We start from the raw sequence: 21,091 nt of genomic DNA, 5'->3' as shown, positions 1-21,091 counted from the left end.
AATAAAATCGTTTGAAGAACCGTTTTAGATTGCATCTGAAACTTAGGCCTCAAAAAACTTATTTACGATACATCTTAACTTGAAGGTAAATATCGTTATAGATTCCTAGCCACTTTTGACCTAGGTTATTATAGACTTCAAGGTTTTTAATGGTTGATTCTGATGGGTAAAAGGCCTTATCATCAGTAATACTCTTTGGAAGTAAGGCTTTGGCTGCCTCATTAGGTGTGGCATAACCAATATATTCAGCATTTTGTGCTGCATTTTCCGGTTTAAGCATGAAGTTGATAAAAGCATAAGCTTCTTTTTCATGCTTCACTGTTTTAGGAATGACCAGATTATCAAACCATAGATTTGAGCCTTCAGATGGAACAACATAACGAAGATCCTCATTTTTATCAAGCATCTCACTGGCTTCCCCTGAGAAGGTTACTCCAATAGCTGCATCACCTTGAATCATGTAGCCCTTCATCTCGTCACCAACAATAGCCTTGATATTTGGTGTTAGACTATTAAGTTTAGTTTCAGCCAAACGTAATTCAGTCATACTCTTCGTATTCAAGCTATGTCCCAAGCTATTCAGTGAGAAACCAAGGACTTCACGTGCGCCATCAACAAACATAATCTGGTTTCTGTATTCGGGTGACCAAAGATCATTCCAGTGCTGAGGTGCTTTTTTCACCAATTTCGTATTATAGACAATTCCGACTGTCCCCCAGAAATAAGGGATAGAATAATCATTGTGAGGGTCAAAACTAAGTCCTTTAAAGCTTGAACCAATCTGATCAAAGCCATGGATTTTAGATTTATCCAACTTCACCAAAAGGTCTTCCTTGACCATTTTATCAATGGTGTAGTCTGACGGCACAGCAATGTCGTAAGTCGTACCACCTTGCTTAATTTTAGTATACATAGCTTCGTTAGAATCAAATGTTTCATACTGGACCTTGATTCCTGTTTCTTTAGTGAACTTGGTCAAGAGATCAGGGTCAATATAGTCACCCCAGTTATAAATAACAAGTTTGTCCGAAGCATTTCCGGTGCGACTTTGCATGTAGGCAGAAATTCCCCAAAGGAAGAAAATAATTGCTAAAATCCCTGCCAGAAATTGATAGAGCTTACGCATCATGCTTCTCCTTTCTCTCCTGAGTAATCATATAATATCCAATGACTAGAAGAATAGAGAACAGGAAGACAACCGTTGATAGAGCATTGATTTCTAAGGAAATCCCTTTGCGAGCACGTGAGTAAATTTCCACAGCAAGTGTTGAAAAACCATTACCCGTTACAAAGAAGGTTACTGCGAAGTCATCCAAAGAATAGGTAAAGGCCATGAAATAACCAGCGATAATACCAGGTGTCAAGTATGGCAACATAACCTCACGTAACATCTGCCATTGGGTGGCCCCCAGGTCATAAGCTGCATGCACCATGTCTCGATTCATTTCCTTAAGGCGTGGCAAAACCATGAGAACCACGATTGGGATTGAGAAGGCAATATGACTCAACAAAACCGATACAAAGCCAAGTTGGAAACCAATCAAGGTAAAGAGAATCAAAAAACTCGCACCAATCATAACGTCCGGTGCAACCATGAGCACGTTATTTAGGGATAAAATCCCATTCTGATGCTTCTGTTTACTCTCATAGATAAAGATAGACCCAAAGGTACCAATAATCGTCGCCAGAAGAGCGCTAAGGAAAGCTAAAAAGAAGGTTTGAGCCAGAATTAACATAAGACGGCTATCTGAAAACATGCTCTGGTAGTTATCCAGAGTAAAACCTGTGAAACTATTCATATCGCTACCACTGTTGAAAGAATAGGCGATTAAATAAAAGATTGGCAGGTAAAGGATAACAAAGACAAAAGCTAAATAGAGATTTGCAAATTTTTTCATTGACGTCTCTCCCTTGTTAACCACATTGTCGCAATCATAGCAGCAATAAGAACAACACCAATGGTTGCCCCCATTCCCCAGTTTTGTGTTGTGAGGAAATGCTGTTCGATAGCCGTTCCTAGTGTAATAACTCGGTTCCCACCAATCAAACGTGTTAGCATGAAGAGGCTAAGACTAGGAATGAAGACCGATTGTACACCCGAGCGTACCCCATTAAGCGACAAAGGAAAGATAACCTTGGTAAAGGTCTGCCAATCATTAGCTCCTAAATCCTTACTTGCATTGACAATATTCTCATCCAAATCATCCAGAGCATTAAAAATCGGTAGAATCATAAATGGAATTTCAATGTAACTGGCTACAAAAATGAAAGAGAAATCCGTAAAGAGAATTTGCATAGGGGCAATCCCAAAGAAACCAAGAAAGGCATTGATGCCACCCTGTTGACCAAAAATCCCCATAAAAGCATAGGCTTTCAGAAGGAGATTGACCCAGGTTGGTAAAATGACCAACATCAACCAAAGTTGCTTATGCTTTAGTCTGGTTAAAAGATATGCCGTCGGATAAGAAATGAGAAGGGTTACCAGAGTAATGATGGCTGCATAAAGAACCGAGTTAAAACTCATCCTTAAGTAAGTCCAACTGGAAAAGAAAGTACCATAATTATCCAATGTAAAGTTACCACTGATATCAAAGAAAGACTGATAGAGTAGCATGAGCACTGGAGCAACCACGAAGAGCAGGAGCCAAAGGAGGTAAGGTACCGAGAAGAGGCTAGCTGTTTTCTTCATAGCGCTCCTCCTCAATGGCATTAATCAAGCCATCTTCATGTTCTTCCACTTCCACATATTCTTCAATACGTGCATCGAACTCTTCTTCTGTCTCATTAAGACGCATGATATGAATATCCTCAGGCGTAAAATCAAGACCTATAATCTCACCCTCAATCGCCTTACGGGTTGAGTGAATCATCCATTCATTGCCAAGATTGTCATAAGCAATGATTTCATAGTGGACCCCACGGAAGAGCTGCGTTTCCACGCGAACTTGCAGTTTACCTTCTTCAGGAAGCGTGATTTGTAAATCTTCAGGACGGATAACCACTTCGACAGGTTCATTTGGACGCATTCCTCCATCCACAGATTCGAAACGTTTTCCGTTGAACTCAACCAAATAGTCCTCAATCATGACTCCTGGTAGGATATTAGATTCTCCGATAAAGGTTGCAACGAAATGGTTGATAGGCTCGTCATAGATATCAACAGGCGTTCCTGATTGAACAATTTCACCATCGTTCATAACAAAAATCCAGTCTGACATAGCCAATGCTTCTTCCTGGTCGTGAGTGACGAAGACAAAAGTAATTCCTAGACGTTGCTGTAGTTCACGCAACTCGTATTGCATTTCAGTACGTAACTTCAAATCCAGTGCTGACAAGGGCTCATCCAAAAGGACCACACGTGGCTGATTGATAATCGCACGGGCAATGGCCACACGTTGGCGTTGACCACCTGATAATTTTTGAATCGAGCGCTTTTGATAACCATCTAGTTGAACCATTTTCAAGGCTTCTTTTACACGCTCTTCAATTTCCTTTTTAGGCACTTTTTTTAACTTAAGCGCAAAAGCCACATTGTCAAAGACATTCATGTGTGGGAAGAGGGCATAAGATTGGAAAACGGTGTGGATATCCCTTTTATTGATAGGGATATCATTAATACGCTTTCCATCCAAAAGAACGTCACCACTGGTCGCATCCAAGAGACCAGCAATGATGTTCAAGATAGTTGATTTACCAGAACCAGAAGCCCCAAGTAGGGTATAGAACTTACCTTCTTCCAGTTCAAAGTTGATGTCTTTTAAAACTTGTGTGCCACTGTCTTCAAATACTTTCGAGACGTTCTGAAAGGCAATAATCGGATTAGTCAATTGTCATAAATCCTCCATGGATAACAAAAATAGGATTAGTATTATTAATTTAATTTGTCGCCAATGATGCGAACTTCAGGCTCTAGTGTCACACCTGAATTTTCCTTAACCTTAGCGATAACATCTGCAATAAGGTCTTCATAGTCTTTTGCTGTTCCTTGATTGACATTGACCATGAAACCAGCATGCTTAGTTGAAACCTCAACACCACCGATACGATGTCCCTTGAGGTTGGCTTCCATAATAAGCTGACCTGCAAAATGACCTAGCGGACGTTTGAAGACCGAACCACATGATGGGTATTCAAGAGGCTGTTTAAGTTCTCGCAAGTGATTAAGACGGTTCATCTCATTCTTGATTTGCTCGTAGTCTCCTGGTTTGAGGTTGAATTTTGCTGAAATAACCACTTCACCTGTTTCTTGGAGCACCGAACGACGATAACCAAAACGCATATCTCTTGCATCAATCGTACGAATTTCACCGTCTTTTGTAAGAACCTGGGCAGAAACCAAGATATGTGCAATCTCGCCACCATAGGCACCCGCATTCATAAAGACAGCACCACCAATACTACCTGGAATTCCCGCCGCAAATTCAAAACCAGTCAAACTTTGGAACCGGGCCACCTTGGTTGTTGCAATCAAATTAGCTCCCGCTTCTGCTTCAACTTGATAACCATTAACAGCGATACCATTAAGCTTGTCAAACATAATCACAAAACCTCGGATACCACCGTCACGAACAATCAAATTACTGGCATTACCAAGCACCATCCACGGAATGTCGTGCTTGTTGGCAAATTTGACAATACGAGAGAGCTCATATCGGTTACGTGGAAAGGCCAAATAATCCGCTGGACCTCCAACCTTGGTGTAAGTATAACCTTTTAAGGGTTCGTCGAAACGAATATCAATCCCCACTAAGTCTTCTTTAAGTTCATCTAACATGTTATTTCCCATACTTTTTCTATACATTTATTTCTTTGTAGGTATTGTGAAAAATTCCCCCTTATGACTATCACAACCTAAAAATGAATTAGTATTTTTCCCAAAAAATTAAAAGAAAAATACAGCAAAAAGCCAAGATTAATTATAGCAAAAAATCCCCATCTTGACGACAAGGAATTTTAGTAAAAACTAGTCCACTTGCTCCAATTTGCGGACATCACTAGTGTCTAATTGACTCAAATATTTTTCGTAGGGTTGACCAGTTTGAGGCTCAACTAAATCCTCGGCAATTTCTAGCAGAGGAACCAAAACAAAGGCCCTTTGAGTCATGAAAGGATGAGGCACTTTAAGGTGTTCAGTCCCCCAGGTTTCCTGCCCATATAAAAGAATATCAATATCCACAGTCCGAGGGCCCCAGTGTTCATGTCGAACGCGGTCAAGATTTTTTTCAATTTGCTGGCAATAACTTAGTAAGGTTTCGGCCGGCAACTGAGTGTCAAGTGCTAAAGCGAGATTCAAAAAATCAGCCTGGTCTGTTAATCCCCAAGCAGCCGTCTCATAATAAGAGGACACTGCTTTAACTTCCGTCTCAGGCAATCGATTCAAGCTCTCAACCGCTTTTTGAAGATAGCCTTGACGATTTCCTATATTAGATCCCAAACTTAAATAAACTTTCGTCATCGACTGCGCTCCAACTCAATTCCAACACTTCTATAGTGCCCATTAATTGGTGGGTTTTCTTTAGTAATTCTAATTTTAATAGATTGGATTGGCGCAAATTGATTAAACAAGTCCTCACAAATAGCACCAGCTAAACGCTCGATCAAAATATACTTTTCTTCTTCCACCTGTTTCTGTACTGCTTCAAAAACCAAACCATAATGAACTGTATCTGCTAGATTGTCACTTTGTGAAGCCCTGGTCAAATCAACTTCCAGTTCCAGGTCAACCACAAAAATTTGCCCTAGGGTTTGCTCCTCAGCAAAAGCCCCGTGATAGCCATAAAAACGGCAACCATTTAAAATGATTTTATCCATATCTTCTCCTTAAGACGACTAAACTCATCTTTATTCTAACACAAAAAAGGTGAAAAGTTGGGATCTAATTAGTATGATATTTTAGACAAATCTGAAGTTATTGTTTTTCGACAATACAATCGATTGCGTAATTCTTCTGATTTGGTAAAATAAAGTCACAGGAGTTTAAAAATTCCTGATATCTAAACTAAGACTATCTCAACTAATAAGGAAAAAACTATGACAAATCAAACTGCAATGCAATACTTTGAATGGTATCTCCCAAGTGACGGCCAACATTGGAACAACTTAGCTGACGATGCCCAACATCTAGCAGACCTTGGCATCAGCCATGTTTGGATGCCGCCTGCTTTCAAAGCTACTAACAAAGATGATGTTGGTTACGGAGTCTATGACCTCTTTGACCTTGGGGAATTCAACCAAAAAGGAACCATACGCACCAAATATGGTCTCAAGGAAGAATACCTTAATGCCATCAACCAACTCAAAAATGTTGGTATCGTCCCTATGGCCGATGTTGTGCTCAACCACAAGGCAGCCGCGGATAAACTTGAAACCTTTGATGTGGTAGAAGTTGACCCCGAGGACCGTACCCAAGAAATCAGCGAACCGTTTGAAATCGAGGGTTGGACTCATTTCACTTTTGACGGACGTCAGAAAGCTTACAACGACTTTGAATGGCACTGGTACCACTTTAATGGGACTGACTTCGATGCCAAAAGAAATAAAAATGGTATTTATCTTATCCAAGGTGACAACAAGGGCTGGGCACACAATGACTTGGTTGACAATGAAAATGGTAACTTTGACTACCTTATGTATGCCAACCTAGATTATAAACATCCTGAGGTTATAGAAAATATTTACGAATGGGCTGACTGGTTCGTCGAAACAACTGGAGTCCAAGGTTTCCGAATGGATGCCATCAAGCACATTGATTCTTTCTTTATGCGTAATTTTATTCGCGACGTCAAAGAAAAACAAGGTCAAGATTTCTATGTTTTTGGTGAATTTTGGAATGCCAAGGAAGAGGATAATAATACTTATCTCGAAAAAACTGAAAACCGCTTTGATCTTGTAGATGTTCGCCTTCATAACAATTTATACTATGCTAGCCTCGAAGGAGCCGAGTATGATTTAACGACTATTTTCGATCATAGCTTAGTCAAAAATCACCCAGAACATGCGGTAACCTTTGTAGACAATCATGACACCCAACGTGGACAAGCCCTGGAATCTACTGTTGAAGAATGGTTTAAACCATCTGCCTATGCCCTTATCCTTCTTCGTAAAGACGGTCTTCCTTGCCTATTTTATGGTGACTACTATGGTATTGATGGTGAGTTTGCTCAAGAAAGTTTCAAAGATGTCCTAGACACCTTACTTTACGCTCGTAAAGATTTGGCTTACGGAGAGCAAACAGACTACTTTGACGACCCTAACTGTATCGGATGGACACGCTCTGGTAATGAAAACGGTACTCCATTAGCCGTAACCATTTCTAATGATGCTGCCAACAACAAATCTATGGAAATTGGAAGTGATTGGGCTGGACAAACCTTCTATGATATTCTTGGGAACTGCTCTGACACTGTAATCATTGACGAAGACGGATGGGGAGACTTCCCAGTCTCTGAAAAATCTGTCAGCGTTTGGACAATTCAAGACTAAGAAAAAAAGCTCAATTGAGCTTTTTTAATTTCATAAAATTCCTGAGATAGTCTTAACAATATCACGATTGACTTCAACATTATGGACACGGACAATTTGGCATCCCTTGCCAACAGCATAGGCAGATAAAGCAGCTGTCCCTTGATCACGGTCCTTGGCAGGAATATTTCCACCTAGGAGATAATCCACAACACGCTTACGAGAAATCCCAAAAAGAACAGGATACCCAAGTCCAACAACTTTATCCAAGCCTCTAAGCAGGTCAATATTGTGTTGGACATTTTTAGCAAAGCCAAAGCCAGGATCAATCCAAATATTTTCTTTAGCTACACCTGCTTCCAAGGCAGCTTGCGTACGTTGACTAAGGAAAGTACAGACATTCTCTGTGACATCACTGTATTTTTCTTCTTTTTGATTATGCATGAGGATAATCGGTACATTTTTTTCAGCTGCTAAGGCTAGTATCTGACCATCATAAAGTCCTGCCCAGACATCATTAAGAATATCTGCACCTGCTTCTAAAGCAGCTCTGGCAGTGGCTGTCTTGTAGGTATCAATACTGATAAGAACATCATATTTTGCCTTAATAGCTTGTATAATTGGCACAATACGAGCAATCTCTTCTTCCTCGGTTACAAATTCTGCTCCGGGTCTTGTAGATTCACCACCCACATCGATAATGCTAGCCCCTTGCGCAATCATACGCTCAGCCTGAGCCAATGCATCTTCTATTGTGACAAAATCACCACCGTCTGAGAAAGAATCTGGGGTGACATTCAAGATTCCCATAATGCAGGCCTTACCTGCAATTTCATGTTTACCAATAAACATTTTAACTCCTAAAAATCACGCATCAAAGAAAGAATTTCCTTACGTTCTTCACGGTCTTCTTTATAGAGGCCTTTTGCAACCGTTGTGATGGTCTTACTTCCTGGTTTTTTAATACCACGCATAGTCATACACATGTGCTCAGCTTCCACCATGACAAAGACCCCTCGAGGATTAAGGGCTTCTTCAAGCGCTGTAGCGACTTGATCTGTAAGACGTTCTTGCAATTGTGGACGACGGGCCGCCACTTCAACAGCACGTGCCAATTTTGATAGTCCTGTCACCTTATCCCCACTTGGCAAATAGGCTACATGAGCCTTGCCATAGAAAGGAACCAAGTGATGCTCACACATAGAGTAAAAAGGAATATCCTTGACAAGGACAACTTCATCATGAACTTCTGAAAAAACCGCTGTAAACTGATCTTTCGGGTCTTCATTTAAACCTGAAAACATCTCAGCATACATCTTAGCCACACGTTTTGGCGTATCCAAAAGACCTTCACGCTCAGGATTCTCACCCAAAGCTTCCAATAATTGATAGACTGCTTGTTCTACTTTTTCTTGATTTGCCATAATTTCCTCTTGCAACGTTATAATATTATCTATTATAACTCATTTTACCTGATTTTTCTTGCAAAAAATAAAATTGCTAAGCTGAATCCTAGCCAGTCATAACAACCCGTCTAACGGGTGGTTTGCTCTTAGGCTTTAGCACCACCTTTGCTAGCTGACCCGACTAGCGGGTCTCAATATCAACTAAGGCGTGGAACCGTTAGTAAAGAATGTATTCATATCGCACTTGGCATTACACCAGAAGGACAGAAGGCTGTTCTTGGATATGAAATCATCCCAAATGAAAACAATGCTTCTTGGTCCACCCTGTTAGACAAGCTTCAAAACCAAGGAATCCAACAGGTTTCTCTTGTAGTGACCGATGGCTTCAAGGGGCTTGAGCAGGTTATCAGTCAGGCTTACCCATTAGCTAAACAATAACGTTGCTTAATTCATATTAGCCGAAATCTAGCTAGTAAAGTGAAACGAGCAGATAGAGCGGTTATTCTGGAGCAATTTAAAACGATTTATCATGCTGAAAATTTAGAAATAGCAGTGCAAGCTTTAGAGGACTTTATCGCCGGATGGGAACCAAAGTATAGGAAAGTCATGGAAAGTCTGGAGAATACGGATAATCTTTTAACTTTTTATCAGTTTCCCTACCAGATTTGGCACAGCATTTATTCGACAAATCTCATTGAGTCTCTTAACAAAAAAATCAAACGTCAAACGAAAAAGAAGGTTCTTTTCCCTAACGAGGAGGCTATGGAACGTTACCTAGTTACTTTGTTTGAAGATTATAATTTCAAGCAAAGTCAACGAATCCATAAAGGGTTTGGACAATGTTCTGACACACTTGAAAGTTTATTTGATTAACATTCTTCAACTCTACTTGAGTGTTTACACATAATTATTGACAGTATCTTATTTTACAGGAAATGGCATAGAGTAATACCAAAAAAGTTGCTCTTAATGATTTTCTACTTGCCATTTTTTATAGGTGTATTCTTTATCAAATCATCTTTTTTAACTCTATCAATTAAAATACTAATTGCTAGGCAAACTAAAACTGCTACACATAGAGTCAGAAGTACTATAATTAAATTGTTCAATTGATATAGGTAGGCTACAAAATTTCCCATAATTGACACAATTATTATAGATACAATAATGGGAACATTAATTGATTGTGTCACTTGGCCTACCAGTATTGAAGTTAACACTACGATAAGTACAAAAAAGCCTGCAAACATAGCTACGAAGATAGCTTTTAACCCATATACAAACAGGCCAGTTGATAAAACACCAAGAGAGAGTCCTACAAAATAAAAAATAAGATTTTCAAGCAACAAAACAGGAACTAGACTAAAAAAACAATGAATAGACAAAGAAATAACTTTACTTAGGAATATCTCAAATCTACCGCCTGGAAATAAAAAGATAATTTCCCTTGCATTTCCAATATAGTCTTTTAATAACAATCGATTTAGAATGACAACACCATAAATAGCAGCAACAGATACTGTTAATGTTGAAGCCAAAGTCATTATGCCTGCAGAGTCAGTTAAAATAGAGTTTTGATCAGATGACTCAAAATGTCCTACAAAACTGAAAAAAATCAAAGCTGATAAGTTGACTAATATATTTGTCCACATAATTCCCCTAAAATGACGACCATGGGTAGTGAACTCATAGATGATCTGTTCCTTCATACACCGTATTCCTCTTTTATTTTTCTATAGAATTGTTCAAAAGTTTCAAAACCTTGTCTCTTAATTTCCAAAACATCTGTATCGACTAAAATTTCTCCTTGCTGAATAAAAATAAGGCGATCAGTTATCTTCTCTAATTCAGCAAATGAATGGCTTGAAATAATAATCAACTTCTCTTGTTTTTTGAAATCCAGCAAAAGATGCTGAAGGAAAAGAATCCCATCTCTATCCAAACCATTAAATGGTTCATCTAGTATCAATATATCTGGATTATGTAAACATGCTAAGGCAATATTAAGGCGTTGCTTCATACCTAAAGAAAATTTACAAATCATATCTCCTAAGTAAACATTTAGTCCAAATTTTTTTAGATAACTTTCAACATCCACAGATTGACAAGCATAATAACGTGTATGATTTTCAAAAACCTCTTTCACAGTATAAGCTCCAAAGCTATCTGGAAAAGGAAAGACAACACCGACTTTTTTAAGGAATTCGTTATAATTGAAAGAATTTACGACTTTATCGTCAAGAGCAACGGTTCCAATAGGTTGACTTAATCCCAAAATACATCGGAATAGTGTTGTTTTTCCTGCACCATTATCTCCTATAACACTATAGACTTGCCCATAGTTCAAGGAAAGGCAGACGTTATTTAATAGCGTCTTGTTCTTTACAACTTTTGTTAAATTAGAAACTGTTAACTTACTCATATCTATTTCCTCCTAGATAATGTTATTAGTGATACAAAAAATCCAAAGCAAGCCCAAACTATTAGCGTGGAAAAATTCTTGCTGTCAACGTACTCTAGTCTAAAAATGGATGAACGGATTATCTGACTAGCTGGTACAAAAGGAAAATACTTATATAAGGTTATCGTCCATGAAGGTAGTCTATCTGCTGCATAGATAATTGGAGAAAACATCAATCCACCAATCATAATTAGCTGTGTTACTAAGGGAACAACATTTGTTGGTAGAATATAGGCAATCGCAAAACCAACTAATAACAAGGAAAAAATAATCAATAATACAGATAAGATTGAATTAATCCCGATTGAAACATCTAACCCAAAACCAAATTTGCTAATCAATATACTTGATAAGATTCCTGGTAGACATAATAATCCCCAAATTAATAAATCAGACAACAGTATCTCTACTCTCGAAACAGGCAATGTTTTCTGATATTCGTAAACACCATTTTGCTTAGCCTCACTAACAATTTGAGGTGCTAGCACACAAGTAACAGCAATCACATTTATAGCCATAGCTCCTGTACAAAGATAAGACTTCTCTGCTTGATTAGTTGAATTGGTAATGAATAGAAAACCATAAATGACAGCAAATGATAAAATGATTTGAACCACAACAAAGACTGGAATATAAAACCTGTGACGAAGTAAGCTCCATTTTACCAATCCACCGAATTTAGATAACCTTTTTTGACTATTATTCATTTATGTACTCCTCGTAGTCATCAGAGAGAGTTCTCAACTTTATCTCATAACTAACAATTCTATCTGTTTTCAGTAAATCAAAAATAACCGATATTACCTCTGTAAAACAATCTTCACTGACTGTAAAAATCAAACGTTTTTCAACATCATCATATTTCAAGTTATTATGATTCAAGAAATGAAAAAGTTCCTCTTTATTAACACCTGATAGCGATACTTGATGCTTTAACTGACGAGCATTTTTAGACTCTGATACAAGCACATCTCTTTTAATACGCCCTTTATCAAATAGTAAGTATCGATCAGCATACCTCTCTACCTCAAATAAATTATGACTGACAATGATAACTGTTGTTCCTAAATTTGCAAGAGAACGCAAGTAACGCCATATCAAAGTCCTTCTAAATGGATCAACATCATTAGTTGGCTCGTCCAGAACTAAAATAGATGGGATATCGACGACTGACATCGCAAAAGATGTTAATCGCTGAAGTCCACCTGAAAGCTTTTCGCCAGCTGTATGCTTCCATTGGTTAATCTCTAAGAAATCAATTAATTCTTTGGTACGACTTTCAACCGCTGAAGAATTCATTCCTTTTACAGCACCAATGCATTTAATTGCTTCCTGTACTGTGACTCCCTTAATTGGTACTTGAAACTGTGGCATAGAAGAAACAAGTTCTCTCGCTTTTCCAGGTTGTTTGGTTACATCTACTCCTTTAATATGTATTGTCCCCTTATCTGAGGCTACTGTGCCATTTATTTGATTCAGAAACGTACTCTTTCCAGCTCCGTTATGACCTACAATTGCAACGATCTGACTACTATAAAAAGTAATACTAATGTCATCTGTAACATTTTTTTGACCGTAAGACTTTTTCAAATGTCTTACAACAATAGTTTCTTGTTTCATGAATACCTCACAATCTGTGCTACAAAAAATAAAAGAAGTAATAATAGCAAGATAGTTATAATAGTGCTAAAAATACGACATGCTCTCCATACTATCTTTTCTTTATTTGTTAAAGAATCTCTATTATTATCAAAATTATTTTTCAAAAATGGATTATCAAATAACATATATATCAGTAATCGGCCATCAGTATGTTCTATAAGTCGTAATTGCCACAATAATCTAAAAATCATAATATAAATGGATATTGTTATATATGGACTAAAAAAATAATCACTTATTAGGTAAAAACAAGACAAGATAATACTATCAAACAATGGGCCTGCTAAAATAGCCATACTTCTTTCAAAAAGTGGCCAAAGCCAAACATGTGTCAAATCAACTGTTGCTACTGATTTCTTCCAAGAAAAACGTAGAACTTTCCCTATATTTGTAACATTATTTGAAAACAAAATATGCATTCCTTCATGTATTATTGTGGTAAACAATGAGAAGAACACTCCAAATATTAAAAGCAAAATTTGGTTCTCTCTACCAAAATCATATTCAAGAAAAGGGAGTTTCGTTATACAAAATAAATTGTAAACTATAGCACCTCCTCCAAAAATGATTGCTAAAATTCTAAGAAAAAGTAAGTAGTTATTATCAGAATTCGGGATAGAGTTACCACTTTCAAAGAAATGATTCTCTTTCAATAATTCAAATAAAGGATCCCCGATTAATTGATGAGGTAACGATTCTATAATAGATTCATCCCATTAATTTATCTGATCGATCATTTTAAGTAGGACATGTCCTACTACATACCATTGGTATGTAGTTTGATTTTAACATACCTTTGGTATGTTAACAACTACTTTTTTAGATTTTTTAATAAAAAATAGTTATAGAAAATAATTTCAAAATACAATGAACAAAAATGATTAGGCAAGCTATGTATAAGTGTGTTATAATGATTAATTGGTAACTCTCTCAACAGTAATTGTGTACTAATTCCATTGGAATAAATAAATTGAAAGGAGAGTTATTTTCTAAAATATGGAAAACACTAAAGAAAAAATACTTGAAGTCGCAACTAATCTTTTCTTAACAAAGGGATATGAACAAACTACCATTTCTGATATTATAAATGGCTTAGACGGTTTAACAAAAGGAGCAATTTATCACCATTTTGAATCTAAAGAGGATATTTTTGAAGCAGTTGTCAAAAATATAGGTTTACAGAATAAACTTATTTTTGACAAAATCAAATTTTCCAAAAATATAACTGGATCTGAAAAAATAACACAACTAGTTTCTATTAGTTTAGCTAATACTAATATGGAAACTATAGTTACAATTTCTCCTAAGTTACTGGATAGTCCTAAGTTATTTGTTTCATTTTTAAAACAAATGCAAGAACTCACAATCCCTGATTATTTTTATCCAATTATCGTAGAAGGAGTTGAAGACGGCTCAATAACGACAGACGATCCTCAACAACTTGCAGAATTAATAGCTATTTTACTGAATATTTGGCTAAATCCCTTGATATTTGAAAATTCTAAAACTACTATTGTTTCAAAAATAGACATGCTAAACAAATGCTTGGAAAACTTCAACATTAAATTTGATTTAAATATGTAAAAAATAATTCTCTTAGTCACATTCTAAGATGATTTCTATTTTCTCATATCCAGATACCTTGACAAAAGAGAAAATAAATCTTCAGAATCTATTTGAGGCCAAATTTAACTTTATTTGGATAGTCTTTATGTTCGAGAGAAAATAGAGATTGACTAATCGTTTACACAAAATTCACTAATCATCAGTAGATTTTATTATTGATTGTTTATGTTGTCTAGCTCCTTCTCCACCTGATCTAGTTTGAAAGCCAATCTTAAATCAATCTTGGAATAATCATACCTGTCTGGTCTACGATTCTTGGAACTGAGTTATTAACCCAAATTATTCATATCTTACACAGACAACTGCAGAATTAAAAACCACCAGAAAAGATAGTTAAATAAATCGCTATCCTCTCTGGTGGTTTTTATTTATTTCTGATATTTAAGATATGATAGAGTAAATTTGTATTGATTTTTTCTCTTGAAAGAAGCCTACTCTTTATTTAGTAGGATAGTCTATTTTTAAAATAAGGTTACTTATTCTGTTAGGAGCATCTGTTTCTGTTCTCTAACCAGATAGGGAAGGAGAATCTCATATTTATCTGGCAGTTCTTATTAATTGGAGTATATAGACTTGAGAGTTTGAGAATATTTCATCTAGCAATAGATCCTCTTTTCCAGCAATCGTACGGCAGGGACATAAAAAACGTTTGATGGTCGAAATTTCTATCTTGTTCCCAAAAAATATTACCTTACTTTCTTTAAAAAAGCTTTCATTAATACCTCGTTCTCGATCGAAAAATGGTAAAAACGACGTAAATAGCGCCAAGAATTAGCTTTATAAAGGGAATCTGGCTAAGAAGAGTGAGGTAAAATCTTAACAGAATAAGTGCAAATGTCACATGCTACTAAATACTGCGCTACTTTTGAAATACTTTTGATTTTTGCTTTAAAGCTATTCGCATTTGAAAACATTAAGATAGCACCTCCGTATAAGATTGTAACTTATCAGTTACTTTAAATAGCTGGGCATAATAAAATAATTTGTGTAAATGAATTTGATTTCTGTTGAAAATATTTCTTAAAAGCTGGTGCAATAATTTGAAGAACCACCTGATGAACTGGTCTTAGACATTCAACCAAAACACGTTCAACTTCATAAACTTTAAGAAACCTGTCTTCATCACTCTGAACACACAAAAAGAGAAGACATATCAGGTCCTCTCTCAAGATGTTAGCTTTTCGTTACCCACTTCAGTTGATAAAGAGCTGTCTTAATTTAATCTTTTAAGTGGTAAGAATAGGATGAAATGACAATATTCTCACGCCATTTGAGATAATATTTCAATCGTAAACTCATCTGATTATGAAGTATGGTTTGCCATGATTTTTTCGGAACAAACTGTGGAATCATAACAGTCAGAGTCGCATTATCCTTTTCAGCCTGAGTAGCCACTTCATCTACATATTGAATAGTTGACTGCGTAATTGAACTATAAGGTGATTGGATATGAACCATCTCGATTTCTGGGAAATATTTTTTAAATTCTTGTTCGGTTTCCTTATCCTTATTCTCTGTATCTTTAGTAGACACATGCATAGCAATAACCTTATCTCCAATAGAACGTGCATAAGAAATGGCACCAATATTAGCCTTTGTAACATTTCCCACCAAGATAAGAACAATGTTGCCTTGATAATGATGTTCTTTGACTTGACCATTAATACGCAACTGTTGAGCAACTCCATTGTAATGTTTCTTAATCTTAAGGAACATCCACATCAAAATAGCAATAATTGGGAAGAATGGCCAAATATCCCCTAAGCGGAAGAGGAAGAGAATGAGGACAATAGCGTAACAAATTAAGGCACCTAAAATATTAGCCAAAGAATGCTTCCAGAACCCTTTGCCGTATTCACGAATCCAATGGACAACCATACCTGTTTGAGAAAGTGCAAAAGGAATGAACACCCCTATTGTATAAAGCGGAATCAAACGTTCCGTATTTCCTCGGAAAATGAATAAGAGAGTAATGGCCCCAATAGCCAGCGTCAAGATTCCGTTAGAGTATCCCATACGTGCACCTTTTTCAAGATACATATGAGGCATGTATTTATTCTTAGCCATGTTAAAGGACAACATCGGAAAGGCTGAAAAACCTGTATTTGCTGCCACTGCAAGAATCATGGCAGTTGAAAACTGAAAGATATAAAATAAGATACTGCCAATCCATGAATCACCAAGAATTTCCCTAGCCATCTGCGCCAAAATTGTCACACCTGAATGAGGTGTAATACCAATCCACCAGTTAAGGAAGGTAATTCCGGCAAACATGACTCCCAAAATACTTGACATGATAAAGAGGGTTGATGCTGCATTTTTAGCCTTAGGTTTCTTAAAGAAAGGTACCGCATTAGAGATGGCTTCTACCCCTGTCAATGAAGCCGAACCTGAAGTAAAGGCCCTTAAAATAAGAATAACTGACACACCTGTAATAGGTTGTCCTAAATGTGCTGTGGCTGCGTAAGGCATATGACCAGTTAAAATTTGAAAGAAACCAAATCCCAACAAGAACAGCGTCGAAATAATGAAGAGATAAACTGGTATCATCAAAGATTTTGCCGATTCGCGCATTCCCCTAAGATTCATAACCATCAAAACAAGCACCAAAATCATTGATATCTCAAGATTGAAAGGATGAAGGAAGGGAAGGGCTGAAGTAATGGCATCTGCACCTGAGGCTACTGAAACAGCAACCGTCAACATGTAATCGACCAAAAGACTGCCACCAGCTATCAAGCCAAACTTAGGAGACAGATTTTCCGTCGTTACCATATAGGCACCACCGCCTTGAGGATAGGCCTTGATAACCTGTCTATAAGAGATGGTAAGGCTGGCCAAAAGAACGAGAACCAAAAGCCCAATAGGAATTGACCACCAAATAGCCGCACTAGATACAGCTGTCAGAACCAAGACGACCTGCTCTGGACCATAGGCGATAGATGAAAGTGCATCACTCGACAACATGGCCAAGGCCTGAATCTTGGACAATAAGTGTTCATCACCATTATCATCATGAGTTAAAGGTTCACCGATTAAAATGTTTTTCAGACGTTGAAACATTGTGATCTCCTTACTTTTAAAACATACGAGGGCTATTATACGCCCCTAAATGTCATCTTTCAAGTCTTAAACATCACTTGCCTGCTCTAAAACCCATTTTCTGACCTGAGAAATGAAGTATAGAGATCCCGTAATCACATAAAGTTTCTTATTGTCAGTCGTCACATGTTCTTTAATCCATGTTTTGAAGTCTGGTACCTGCTTATAAACCTCTGGGTATTGATCTAGTTTAACACTGTTTGGATAGTCAAAACTCGTTACAGTCAAGTCACCAACCGATTTTAGTTGGGCAAGCATGCCATCAATAGGCTTAGTGTCAATCGCCGCAAAGAGAAGTTCAATCTCCTTATCTACATATTCTGACTGCAACAAGTCAATCAAAACTTTAACACTCTCATTATTATGAGCACCATCAATCATAAGATTAGGTCTTAAAAATTCTGTTCGACCTCGCCAATTGGCATGAGCCAGGGCATCCTTTATGAGTTCAGGCGTTACTTTGGGATAATCTTTTTGAAGCAATAAAGAAGCCATGATAGCCAAGCTAGCATTTGCTACTTGGTGTTGACCAGCCATAGCCAAGACTATATCATCTAACCTTTGCTCTCCATAGGTAAAATCAAAGGAATGGCTTGATCCTGTAGCCGTGAAATCTCTCCCTAGCTCATAGGTCTTAGACCCTTCTTCACGCGCTTTCTTCTCGAAAACATCTCGAACATCAGTACGGTCAGTCGCATAAATAAAGGGAGCTCCATTCTTCAAAACACCGGTCTTCTCAGCTGCAATTTCAGCATGAGTATTCCCCAAAATAGCCTGATGGTCTAAACCAATCGAAGGGCATAGGACTGCCAAGGGCTTAAAGAGATTAGTCGAATCATGAAGGCCACCCATTCCCGCTTCAATGAATGCGATATCCACAGGATGGACCTGACCAAAATAGAGGAACATCAAGACTGTGATAATTTCGAACTCTGTCGCATTTTCGTGATTTGTCTCTTTTGGCAACCGTTCAACCACAGGCTTCACACGATTAACCAGGTCAAGTAAGTCCTCTTCTGAAATCATCTGACCATTGATAGAAATCCGTTCCTTAAAATCAATAATGTAAGGCGAGGTAAAAGTTCCAACTTCATAACCTGCTTGAGAAAAAATCATTTGTAAGGCATTGACAGTAGATCCCTTACCATTTGTTCCCACAATATGCACAGCCTTAAGATTGTCCTGTGGGTTTCCTAGTTCTTCAAGCATCCAGGCCATACGTTCCAAGCCAGGCTTAATACCAAATTTTAATTGACCATGAATCCAATCCAATGCTTCTTGATAAATCATAATTGCTCCTTTTTAAGCTAATGCTTTGACTTAGCCATTAAACTAACCATTAAACTAGTTAACCTAGTTTTTCTATTAGCCTAATACCACTCTAACCCTCTTATTATACCAAAGACTGCTAGCTATAACCAAAATAGACAAAAAAGGTAACCCTAGGGTCACCTCTTAAGCTTTCTCTTTTTCGTCAATAACAAGACGAACTTTTTTACCTTGAGTAGGTACCGAATAGACAATCGCTCTTATCGCCTTAATAGTACGTCCTTTTTTCCCGATAACACGCCCAATATCGGATGGAGCAAGATCAAGATGGTACTCCAAAAACTCAGAACCGTCAATAATCTTGATGGTCAACTGATCTGGTGAAGTAATTAAGGGGTTAATGATAGCGATAATAAGATTTTCAATGGTATCCATAGGCTAAAAAATTATTTTGAGAATTTTGATTCGTGGAATTTTTTCATAACACCTTCTTTTGAAAGGATGTTACGAACTGTATCTGAAGGTTGTGCACCTTTAGACAACCACTCAAGAACGCGTTCTTCTTTAAGTGTTACTTGGTTTTCTTCAACGAGTGGGTTGTAAGTACCAACTGTTTCGATGAAACGTCCATCACGTGGAGCACGTGAGTCTGCAACGTTAATACGGTAGAAAGGTTTTTTCTTAGAACCCATACGAGTCAAACGGATTTTTACTGCCATTTTCAATTTCTCTTTTCTTCAGTTTTTTTATTATGGTGGAGGCACTTACTGCCTCTCTACCTTAACTAGTATACCATATCATTTTTATGTGTCAAGAAAAAAACTTGACAGATTTAAATTTTCTACAAAAAAACTAGAGACAAGCTCTAACTTCCTTATAGGACTATTTCTTGGTAGTACTCTTATGATTTTTTCATAAGCCACCTTTGTTTCAGCATACTCGGTTTCTAAGCCCTTAGCTGTCGCTTTAGAAGCTCTCTCAGTTCATATATTTGAACTTTATCTTCATAAATCAATTTCATAATAAAAACACCTCAAAAGTTAGACTTTCTCTATCTAACTTTTTGGATGCAGTTCAGCTAAGCCTTTTTTCTTTTTCCATACTTTTGCTATAATAGAGACATACATATCGAAGGGAACTCAACATATGACAATAGATCAGCAACTCGTTTGCTACAAACGTCTTCCAAACTGGACAGCCACGACACTCCCAGAAATGGTGACGCAAAAACATAACACTAAGGTTGGAACCTGGGCTAAACTGACTATTCTATCAGGAGCTCTTCACTTTTACGAATTAGATGAAGGGGGACAAGTTACCGCAGAGCACCTCTTCACGCCTGAAACAGAAATTCCTTTTGTCCAACCACAAGCTTGGCATCGAATCGCTCCTGCTTCCGATGATTTAGAATGCTATCTTTCCTTCTACTGCAAGCCAGAGGACTACATGGCTAAAAAGTATGATACTAAAGCCCACTCTGAGGTTCTTGAAGCCGTCCAGTCTGAACATATTAAACCTGGTCGTACCCTTGATTTAGGCTGTGGCCATGGTCGCAACGCTCTTTATTTGGCATCACTTGGGCATGATGTTACAGCCGTTGACGTTAATAACGAAGCTACACAACGCATCCAAATGATTGCAGATGAGGAAAGTTACAATGTTAGAGCTGGCTACTACGATATCAATGCTGCTGCTCTTCCCGAGTCTGAGACCTTTGATTTCATCCTCTCAACAGTAGTCTTTATGTTCCTTGATCCCGATCAAATTCCGGCTATTATCAAGAATATGCAAGAGCGTACTGTCGTAGGTGGTTACAATCTGATTGTCTGTGCCATGGATACCGAGGAACACCCTTGTACCATGCCTTTCCCATTTACGTTTGAAGAGGGAGAGTTGAAAAATTATTATAGTGACTGGGAGTTAGTCAAGTATAATGAAAATCTTGGTCACCTTCACCGTTTGGATGAATATGGCAATCCCATCGCCCTTCAATTTGCAACCATCTTAGCTAAGAAGGTTAAATAAGAGCGAATAACTGTAGACGAGCTGAGCACAGCTTGACTTGTCTTCAAAGTAAAAACTAGGAATCCAGTCGGACTCCTAG

The 21,091-nt window shown here is 37.5% G+C and carries 21 protein-coding genes and 2 pseudogenes; 4 read left to right on the top strand and 19 right to left on the bottom strand.

What is annotated here, in order from left to right:
* Window positions 1-58: 58 nt before the first annotated feature.
* The 7 genes from HMPREF9425_RS02430 to folB form a co-directional block, all read right to left on the bottom strand.
* Window positions 59-1,126, bottom strand: coding sequence for an ABC transporter substrate-binding protein (locus tag HMPREF9425_RS02430; RefSeq protein WP_037621352.1), 1,068 nt, complete (start codon window positions 1,124-1,126; stop codon window positions 59-61).
* The gene (locus HMPREF9425_RS02425) at window positions 1,119-1,898 is read right to left on the bottom strand and encodes an ABC transporter permease (RefSeq protein WP_003096479.1); all 780 of its coding nucleotides are present in this window, start codon (window positions 1,896-1,898) and stop codon (window positions 1,119-1,121) included. Before HMPREF9425_RS02425 ends, HMPREF9425_RS02430 begins: the two co-directional genes overlap by 8 nt.
* Window positions 1,895-2,689: an ABC transporter permease gene (locus tag HMPREF9425_RS02420; protein ID WP_003096477.1), complete on the bottom strand. Its 795-nt coding sequence runs from the start codon at window positions 2,687-2,689 to the stop codon at window positions 1,895-1,897. The genes HMPREF9425_RS02425 and HMPREF9425_RS02420 overlap by 4 nt, the downstream gene beginning before the upstream one ends.
* On the bottom strand, window positions 2,673-3,827 hold the full coding sequence (locus HMPREF9425_RS02415; RefSeq protein WP_003096475.1) for an ABC transporter ATP-binding protein: 1,155 nt from the start codon (window positions 3,825-3,827) through the stop codon (window positions 2,673-2,675). The genes HMPREF9425_RS02420 and HMPREF9425_RS02415 overlap by 17 nt, the downstream gene beginning before the upstream one ends.
* Window positions 3,828-3,871: 44 nt before the next feature.
* On the bottom strand, window positions 3,872-4,774 hold the full coding sequence (murB, locus tag HMPREF9425_RS02410; protein WP_037621643.1) for a UDP-N-acetylmuramate dehydrogenase: 903 nt from the start codon (window positions 4,772-4,774) through the stop codon (window positions 3,872-3,874).
* 189 nt (window positions 4,775-4,963) lie between these two features.
* Window positions 4,964-5,455, bottom strand: coding sequence for a 2-amino-4-hydroxy-6-hydroxymethyldihydropteridine diphosphokinase (gene folK / locus HMPREF9425_RS02405; RefSeq protein WP_003096473.1), 492 nt, complete (start codon window positions 5,453-5,455; stop codon window positions 4,964-4,966).
* Window positions 5,452-5,811, bottom strand: a complete 360-nt coding sequence (gene folB, locus HMPREF9425_RS02400; protein WP_003094589.1) for a dihydroneopterin aldolase — start codon at window positions 5,809-5,811, stop codon at window positions 5,452-5,454. The genes folK and folB overlap by 4 nt, the downstream gene beginning before the upstream one ends.
* Window positions 5,812-6,030: 219 nt before the next feature.
* Here folB and HMPREF9425_RS02395 point away from each other — a divergent pair, with 219 nt between their 5' ends.
* On the top strand, window positions 6,031-7,482 hold the full coding sequence (locus HMPREF9425_RS02395; RefSeq protein WP_003093231.1) for an alpha-amylase: 1,452 nt from the start codon (window positions 6,031-6,033) through the stop codon (window positions 7,480-7,482).
* A gap of 30 nt (window positions 7,483-7,512) precedes the next feature.
* Here HMPREF9425_RS02395 and folP read toward each other — a convergent pair whose 3' ends face one another.
* Both folP and folE read right to left on the bottom strand, forming a co-directional pair.
* Entirely contained in the window at window positions 7,513-8,313 is an 801-nt protein-coding gene (gene folP, locus HMPREF9425_RS02390; protein WP_003094189.1) for a dihydropteroate synthase, read from the bottom strand.
* A gap of 8 nt (window positions 8,314-8,321) precedes the next feature.
* On the bottom strand, window positions 8,322-8,885 hold the full coding sequence (gene folE / locus HMPREF9425_RS02385; protein WP_002884345.1) for a GTP cyclohydrolase I FolE: 564 nt from the start codon (window positions 8,883-8,885) through the stop codon (window positions 8,322-8,324).
* A gap of 168 nt (window positions 8,886-9,053) precedes the next feature.
* Between folE and HMPREF9425_RS09250 the strand changes: the two are divergent.
* Window positions 9,054-9,740 (top strand): annotated as a pseudogene (locus HMPREF9425_RS09250) (IS256 family transposase); the annotation flags it as partial.
* A gap of 104 nt (window positions 9,741-9,844) precedes the next feature.
* Here the strand turns inward: HMPREF9425_RS09250 and HMPREF9425_RS02370 are convergent.
* From HMPREF9425_RS02370 to HMPREF9425_RS02350, 5 genes are read right to left on the bottom strand one after another with little or no spacing between them, the layout of a single operon-like run.
* Complete coding sequence (locus tag HMPREF9425_RS02370; protein ID WP_003096462.1) at window positions 9,845-10,576, bottom strand: hypothetical protein; 732 nt, start codon at window positions 10,574-10,576, stop codon at window positions 9,845-9,847.
* The gene (locus HMPREF9425_RS02365) at window positions 10,573-11,289 is read right to left on the bottom strand and encodes an ABC transporter ATP-binding protein (RefSeq protein WP_003096461.1); all 717 of its coding nucleotides are present in this window, start codon (window positions 11,287-11,289) and stop codon (window positions 10,573-10,575) included. The genes HMPREF9425_RS02370 and HMPREF9425_RS02365 overlap by 4 nt, the downstream gene beginning before the upstream one ends.
* 2 nt (window positions 11,290-11,291) lie before the next feature.
* A complete protein-coding gene (locus HMPREF9425_RS02360; RefSeq protein WP_003093582.1) occupies window positions 11,292-12,035 on the bottom strand; it encodes an ABC transporter permease in 744 nt (247 codons plus the stop codon).
* The gene (locus HMPREF9425_RS02355) at window positions 12,028-12,948 is read right to left on the bottom strand and encodes an ABC transporter ATP-binding protein (protein WP_003094511.1); all 921 of its coding nucleotides are present in this window, start codon (window positions 12,946-12,948) and stop codon (window positions 12,028-12,030) included. The genes HMPREF9425_RS02360 and HMPREF9425_RS02355 overlap by 8 nt, the downstream gene beginning before the upstream one ends.
* Window positions 12,945-13,643 carry a hypothetical protein gene (locus HMPREF9425_RS02350; RefSeq protein ID WP_003094801.1) on the bottom strand — a complete coding sequence of 233 codons (699 nt, stop codon included), beginning with the start codon at window positions 13,641-13,643 and terminating at the stop codon, window positions 12,945-12,947. The genes HMPREF9425_RS02355 and HMPREF9425_RS02350 overlap by 4 nt, the downstream gene beginning before the upstream one ends.
* 343 nt (window positions 13,644-13,986) lie before the next feature.
* Between HMPREF9425_RS02350 and HMPREF9425_RS02345 the strand changes: the two genes are divergently transcribed.
* Window positions 13,987-14,574, top strand: coding sequence for a TetR/AcrR family transcriptional regulator (locus tag HMPREF9425_RS02345; protein ID WP_003094262.1), 588 nt, complete (start codon window positions 13,987-13,989; stop codon window positions 14,572-14,574).
* A gap of 955 nt (window positions 14,575-15,529) precedes the next feature.
* Here HMPREF9425_RS02345 and HMPREF9425_RS10190 read toward each other — a convergent pair.
* The 5 genes and pseudogenes from HMPREF9425_RS10190 to rpsP form a co-directional block, all read right to left on the bottom strand.
* A pseudogene (locus tag HMPREF9425_RS10190) lies at window positions 15,530-15,731 on the bottom strand (type IV toxin-antitoxin system AbiEi family antitoxin domain-containing protein); the annotation flags it as partial.
* A 103-nt stretch (window positions 15,732-15,834) separates the two neighbouring features.
* Window positions 15,835-17,679: an APC family permease gene (locus HMPREF9425_RS02340; RefSeq protein WP_003093579.1), complete on the bottom strand. Its 1,845-nt coding sequence runs from the start codon at window positions 17,677-17,679 to the stop codon at window positions 15,835-15,837.
* Window positions 17,680-17,745: 66 nt separating this feature from the next.
* Window positions 17,746-19,008, bottom strand: a complete 1,263-nt coding sequence (locus HMPREF9425_RS02335; protein WP_003093818.1) for a bifunctional folylpolyglutamate synthase/dihydrofolate synthase — start codon at window positions 19,006-19,008, stop codon at window positions 17,746-17,748.
* Window positions 19,009-19,173: 165 nt separating this feature from the next.
* Window positions 19,174-19,422: a KH domain-containing protein gene (locus tag HMPREF9425_RS02330; RefSeq protein ID WP_003093900.1), complete on the bottom strand. Its 249-nt coding sequence runs from the start codon at window positions 19,420-19,422 to the stop codon at window positions 19,174-19,176.
* 11 nt (window positions 19,423-19,433) lie between these two features.
* On the bottom strand, window positions 19,434-19,706 hold the full coding sequence (gene rpsP / locus HMPREF9425_RS02325) for a 30S ribosomal protein S16 (protein ID WP_002884675.1): 273 nt from the start codon (window positions 19,704-19,706) through the stop codon (window positions 19,434-19,436).
* Window positions 19,707-20,133: 427 nt separating this feature from the next.
* Here rpsP and tehB point away from each other — a divergent pair, with 427 nt between their 5' ends.
* Window positions 20,134-21,012 (top strand): SAM-dependent methyltransferase TehB, encoded by an 879-nt coding sequence (gene tehB, locus HMPREF9425_RS02320; protein ID WP_003094612.1) that lies wholly within the window; start codon window positions 20,134-20,136, stop codon window positions 21,010-21,012.
* Window positions 21,013-21,091 lie beyond the last annotated feature (79 nt).

The organism is Streptococcus vestibularis ATCC 49124 (genome assembly GCF_000188295.1).
In the GTDB taxonomy this organism is placed as follows: Bacteria; Bacillota; Bacilli; order Lactobacillales; family Streptococcaceae; genus Streptococcus; species Streptococcus vestibularis.
This window is presented reverse-complemented; position numbering and strand designations above follow the sequence as displayed.

Coding starts and splice junctions, on each gene's coding strand:
- HMPREF9425_RS02360 (WP_003093582.1), bottom strand. CDS start 12,035: ATGAATAATAGTCAAAAAAGGTTATCTAAATTCGGTGGATTGGTAAAA.
- folB (WP_003094589.1), bottom strand. CDS start 5,811: ATGGATAAAATCATTTTAAATGGTTGCCGTTTTTATGGCTATCACGGG.
- HMPREF9425_RS02330 (WP_003093900.1), bottom strand. CDS start 19,422: ATGGATACCATTGAAAATCTTATTATCGCTATCATTAACCCCTTAATT.
- folK (WP_003096473.1), bottom strand. CDS start 5,455: ATGACGAAAGTTTATTTAAGTTTGGGATCTAATATAGGAAATCGTCAA.
- tehB (WP_003094612.1), top strand. CDS start 20,134: ATGACAATAGATCAGCAACTCGTTTGCTACAAACGTCTTCCAAACTGG.
- murB (WP_037621643.1), bottom strand. CDS start 4,774: ATGTTAGATGAACTTAAAGAAGACTTAGTGGGGATTGATATTCGTTTC.
- HMPREF9425_RS02370 (WP_003096462.1), bottom strand. CDS start 10,576: ATGAAGGAACAGATCATCTATGAGTTCACTACCCATGGTCGTCATTTT.
- folE (WP_002884345.1), bottom strand. CDS start 8,885: ATGGCAAATCAAGAAAAAGTAGAACAAGCAGTCTATCAATTATTGGAA.
- HMPREF9425_RS02335 (WP_003093818.1), bottom strand. CDS start 19,008: ATGATTTATCAAGAAGCATTGGATTGGATTCATGGTCAATTAAAATTT.
- HMPREF9425_RS02345 (WP_003094262.1), top strand. CDS start 13,987: ATGGAAAACACTAAAGAAAAAATACTTGAAGTCGCAACTAATCTTTTC.
- HMPREF9425_RS02355 (WP_003094511.1), bottom strand. CDS start 12,948: ATGAAACAAGAAACTATTGTTGTAAGACATTTGAAAAAGTCTTACGGT.
- folP (WP_003094189.1), bottom strand. CDS start 8,313: ATGTTTATTGGTAAACATGAAATTGCAGGTAAGGCCTGCATTATGGGA.
- HMPREF9425_RS02430 (WP_037621352.1), bottom strand. CDS start 1,126: ATGCGTAAGCTCTATCAATTTCTGGCAGGGATTTTAGCAATTATTTTC.
- HMPREF9425_RS02340 (WP_003093579.1), bottom strand. CDS start 17,679: ATGTTTCAACGTCTGAAAAACATTTTAATCGGTGAACCTTTAACTCAT.
- HMPREF9425_RS02425 (WP_003096479.1), bottom strand. CDS start 1,898: ATGAAAAAATTTGCAAATCTCTATTTAGCTTTTGTCTTTGTTATCCTT.
- rpsP (WP_002884675.1), bottom strand. CDS start 19,706: ATGGCAGTAAAAATCCGTTTGACTCGTATGGGTTCTAAGAAAAAACCT.
- HMPREF9425_RS02395 (WP_003093231.1), top strand. CDS start 6,031: ATGACAAATCAAACTGCAATGCAATACTTTGAATGGTATCTCCCAAGT.
- HMPREF9425_RS02420 (WP_003096477.1), bottom strand. CDS start 2,689: ATGAAGAAAACAGCTAGCCTCTTCTCGGTACCTTACCTCCTTTGGCTC.
- HMPREF9425_RS02365 (WP_003096461.1), bottom strand. CDS start 11,289: ATGAGTAAGTTAACAGTTTCTAATTTAACAAAAGTTGTAAAGAACAAG.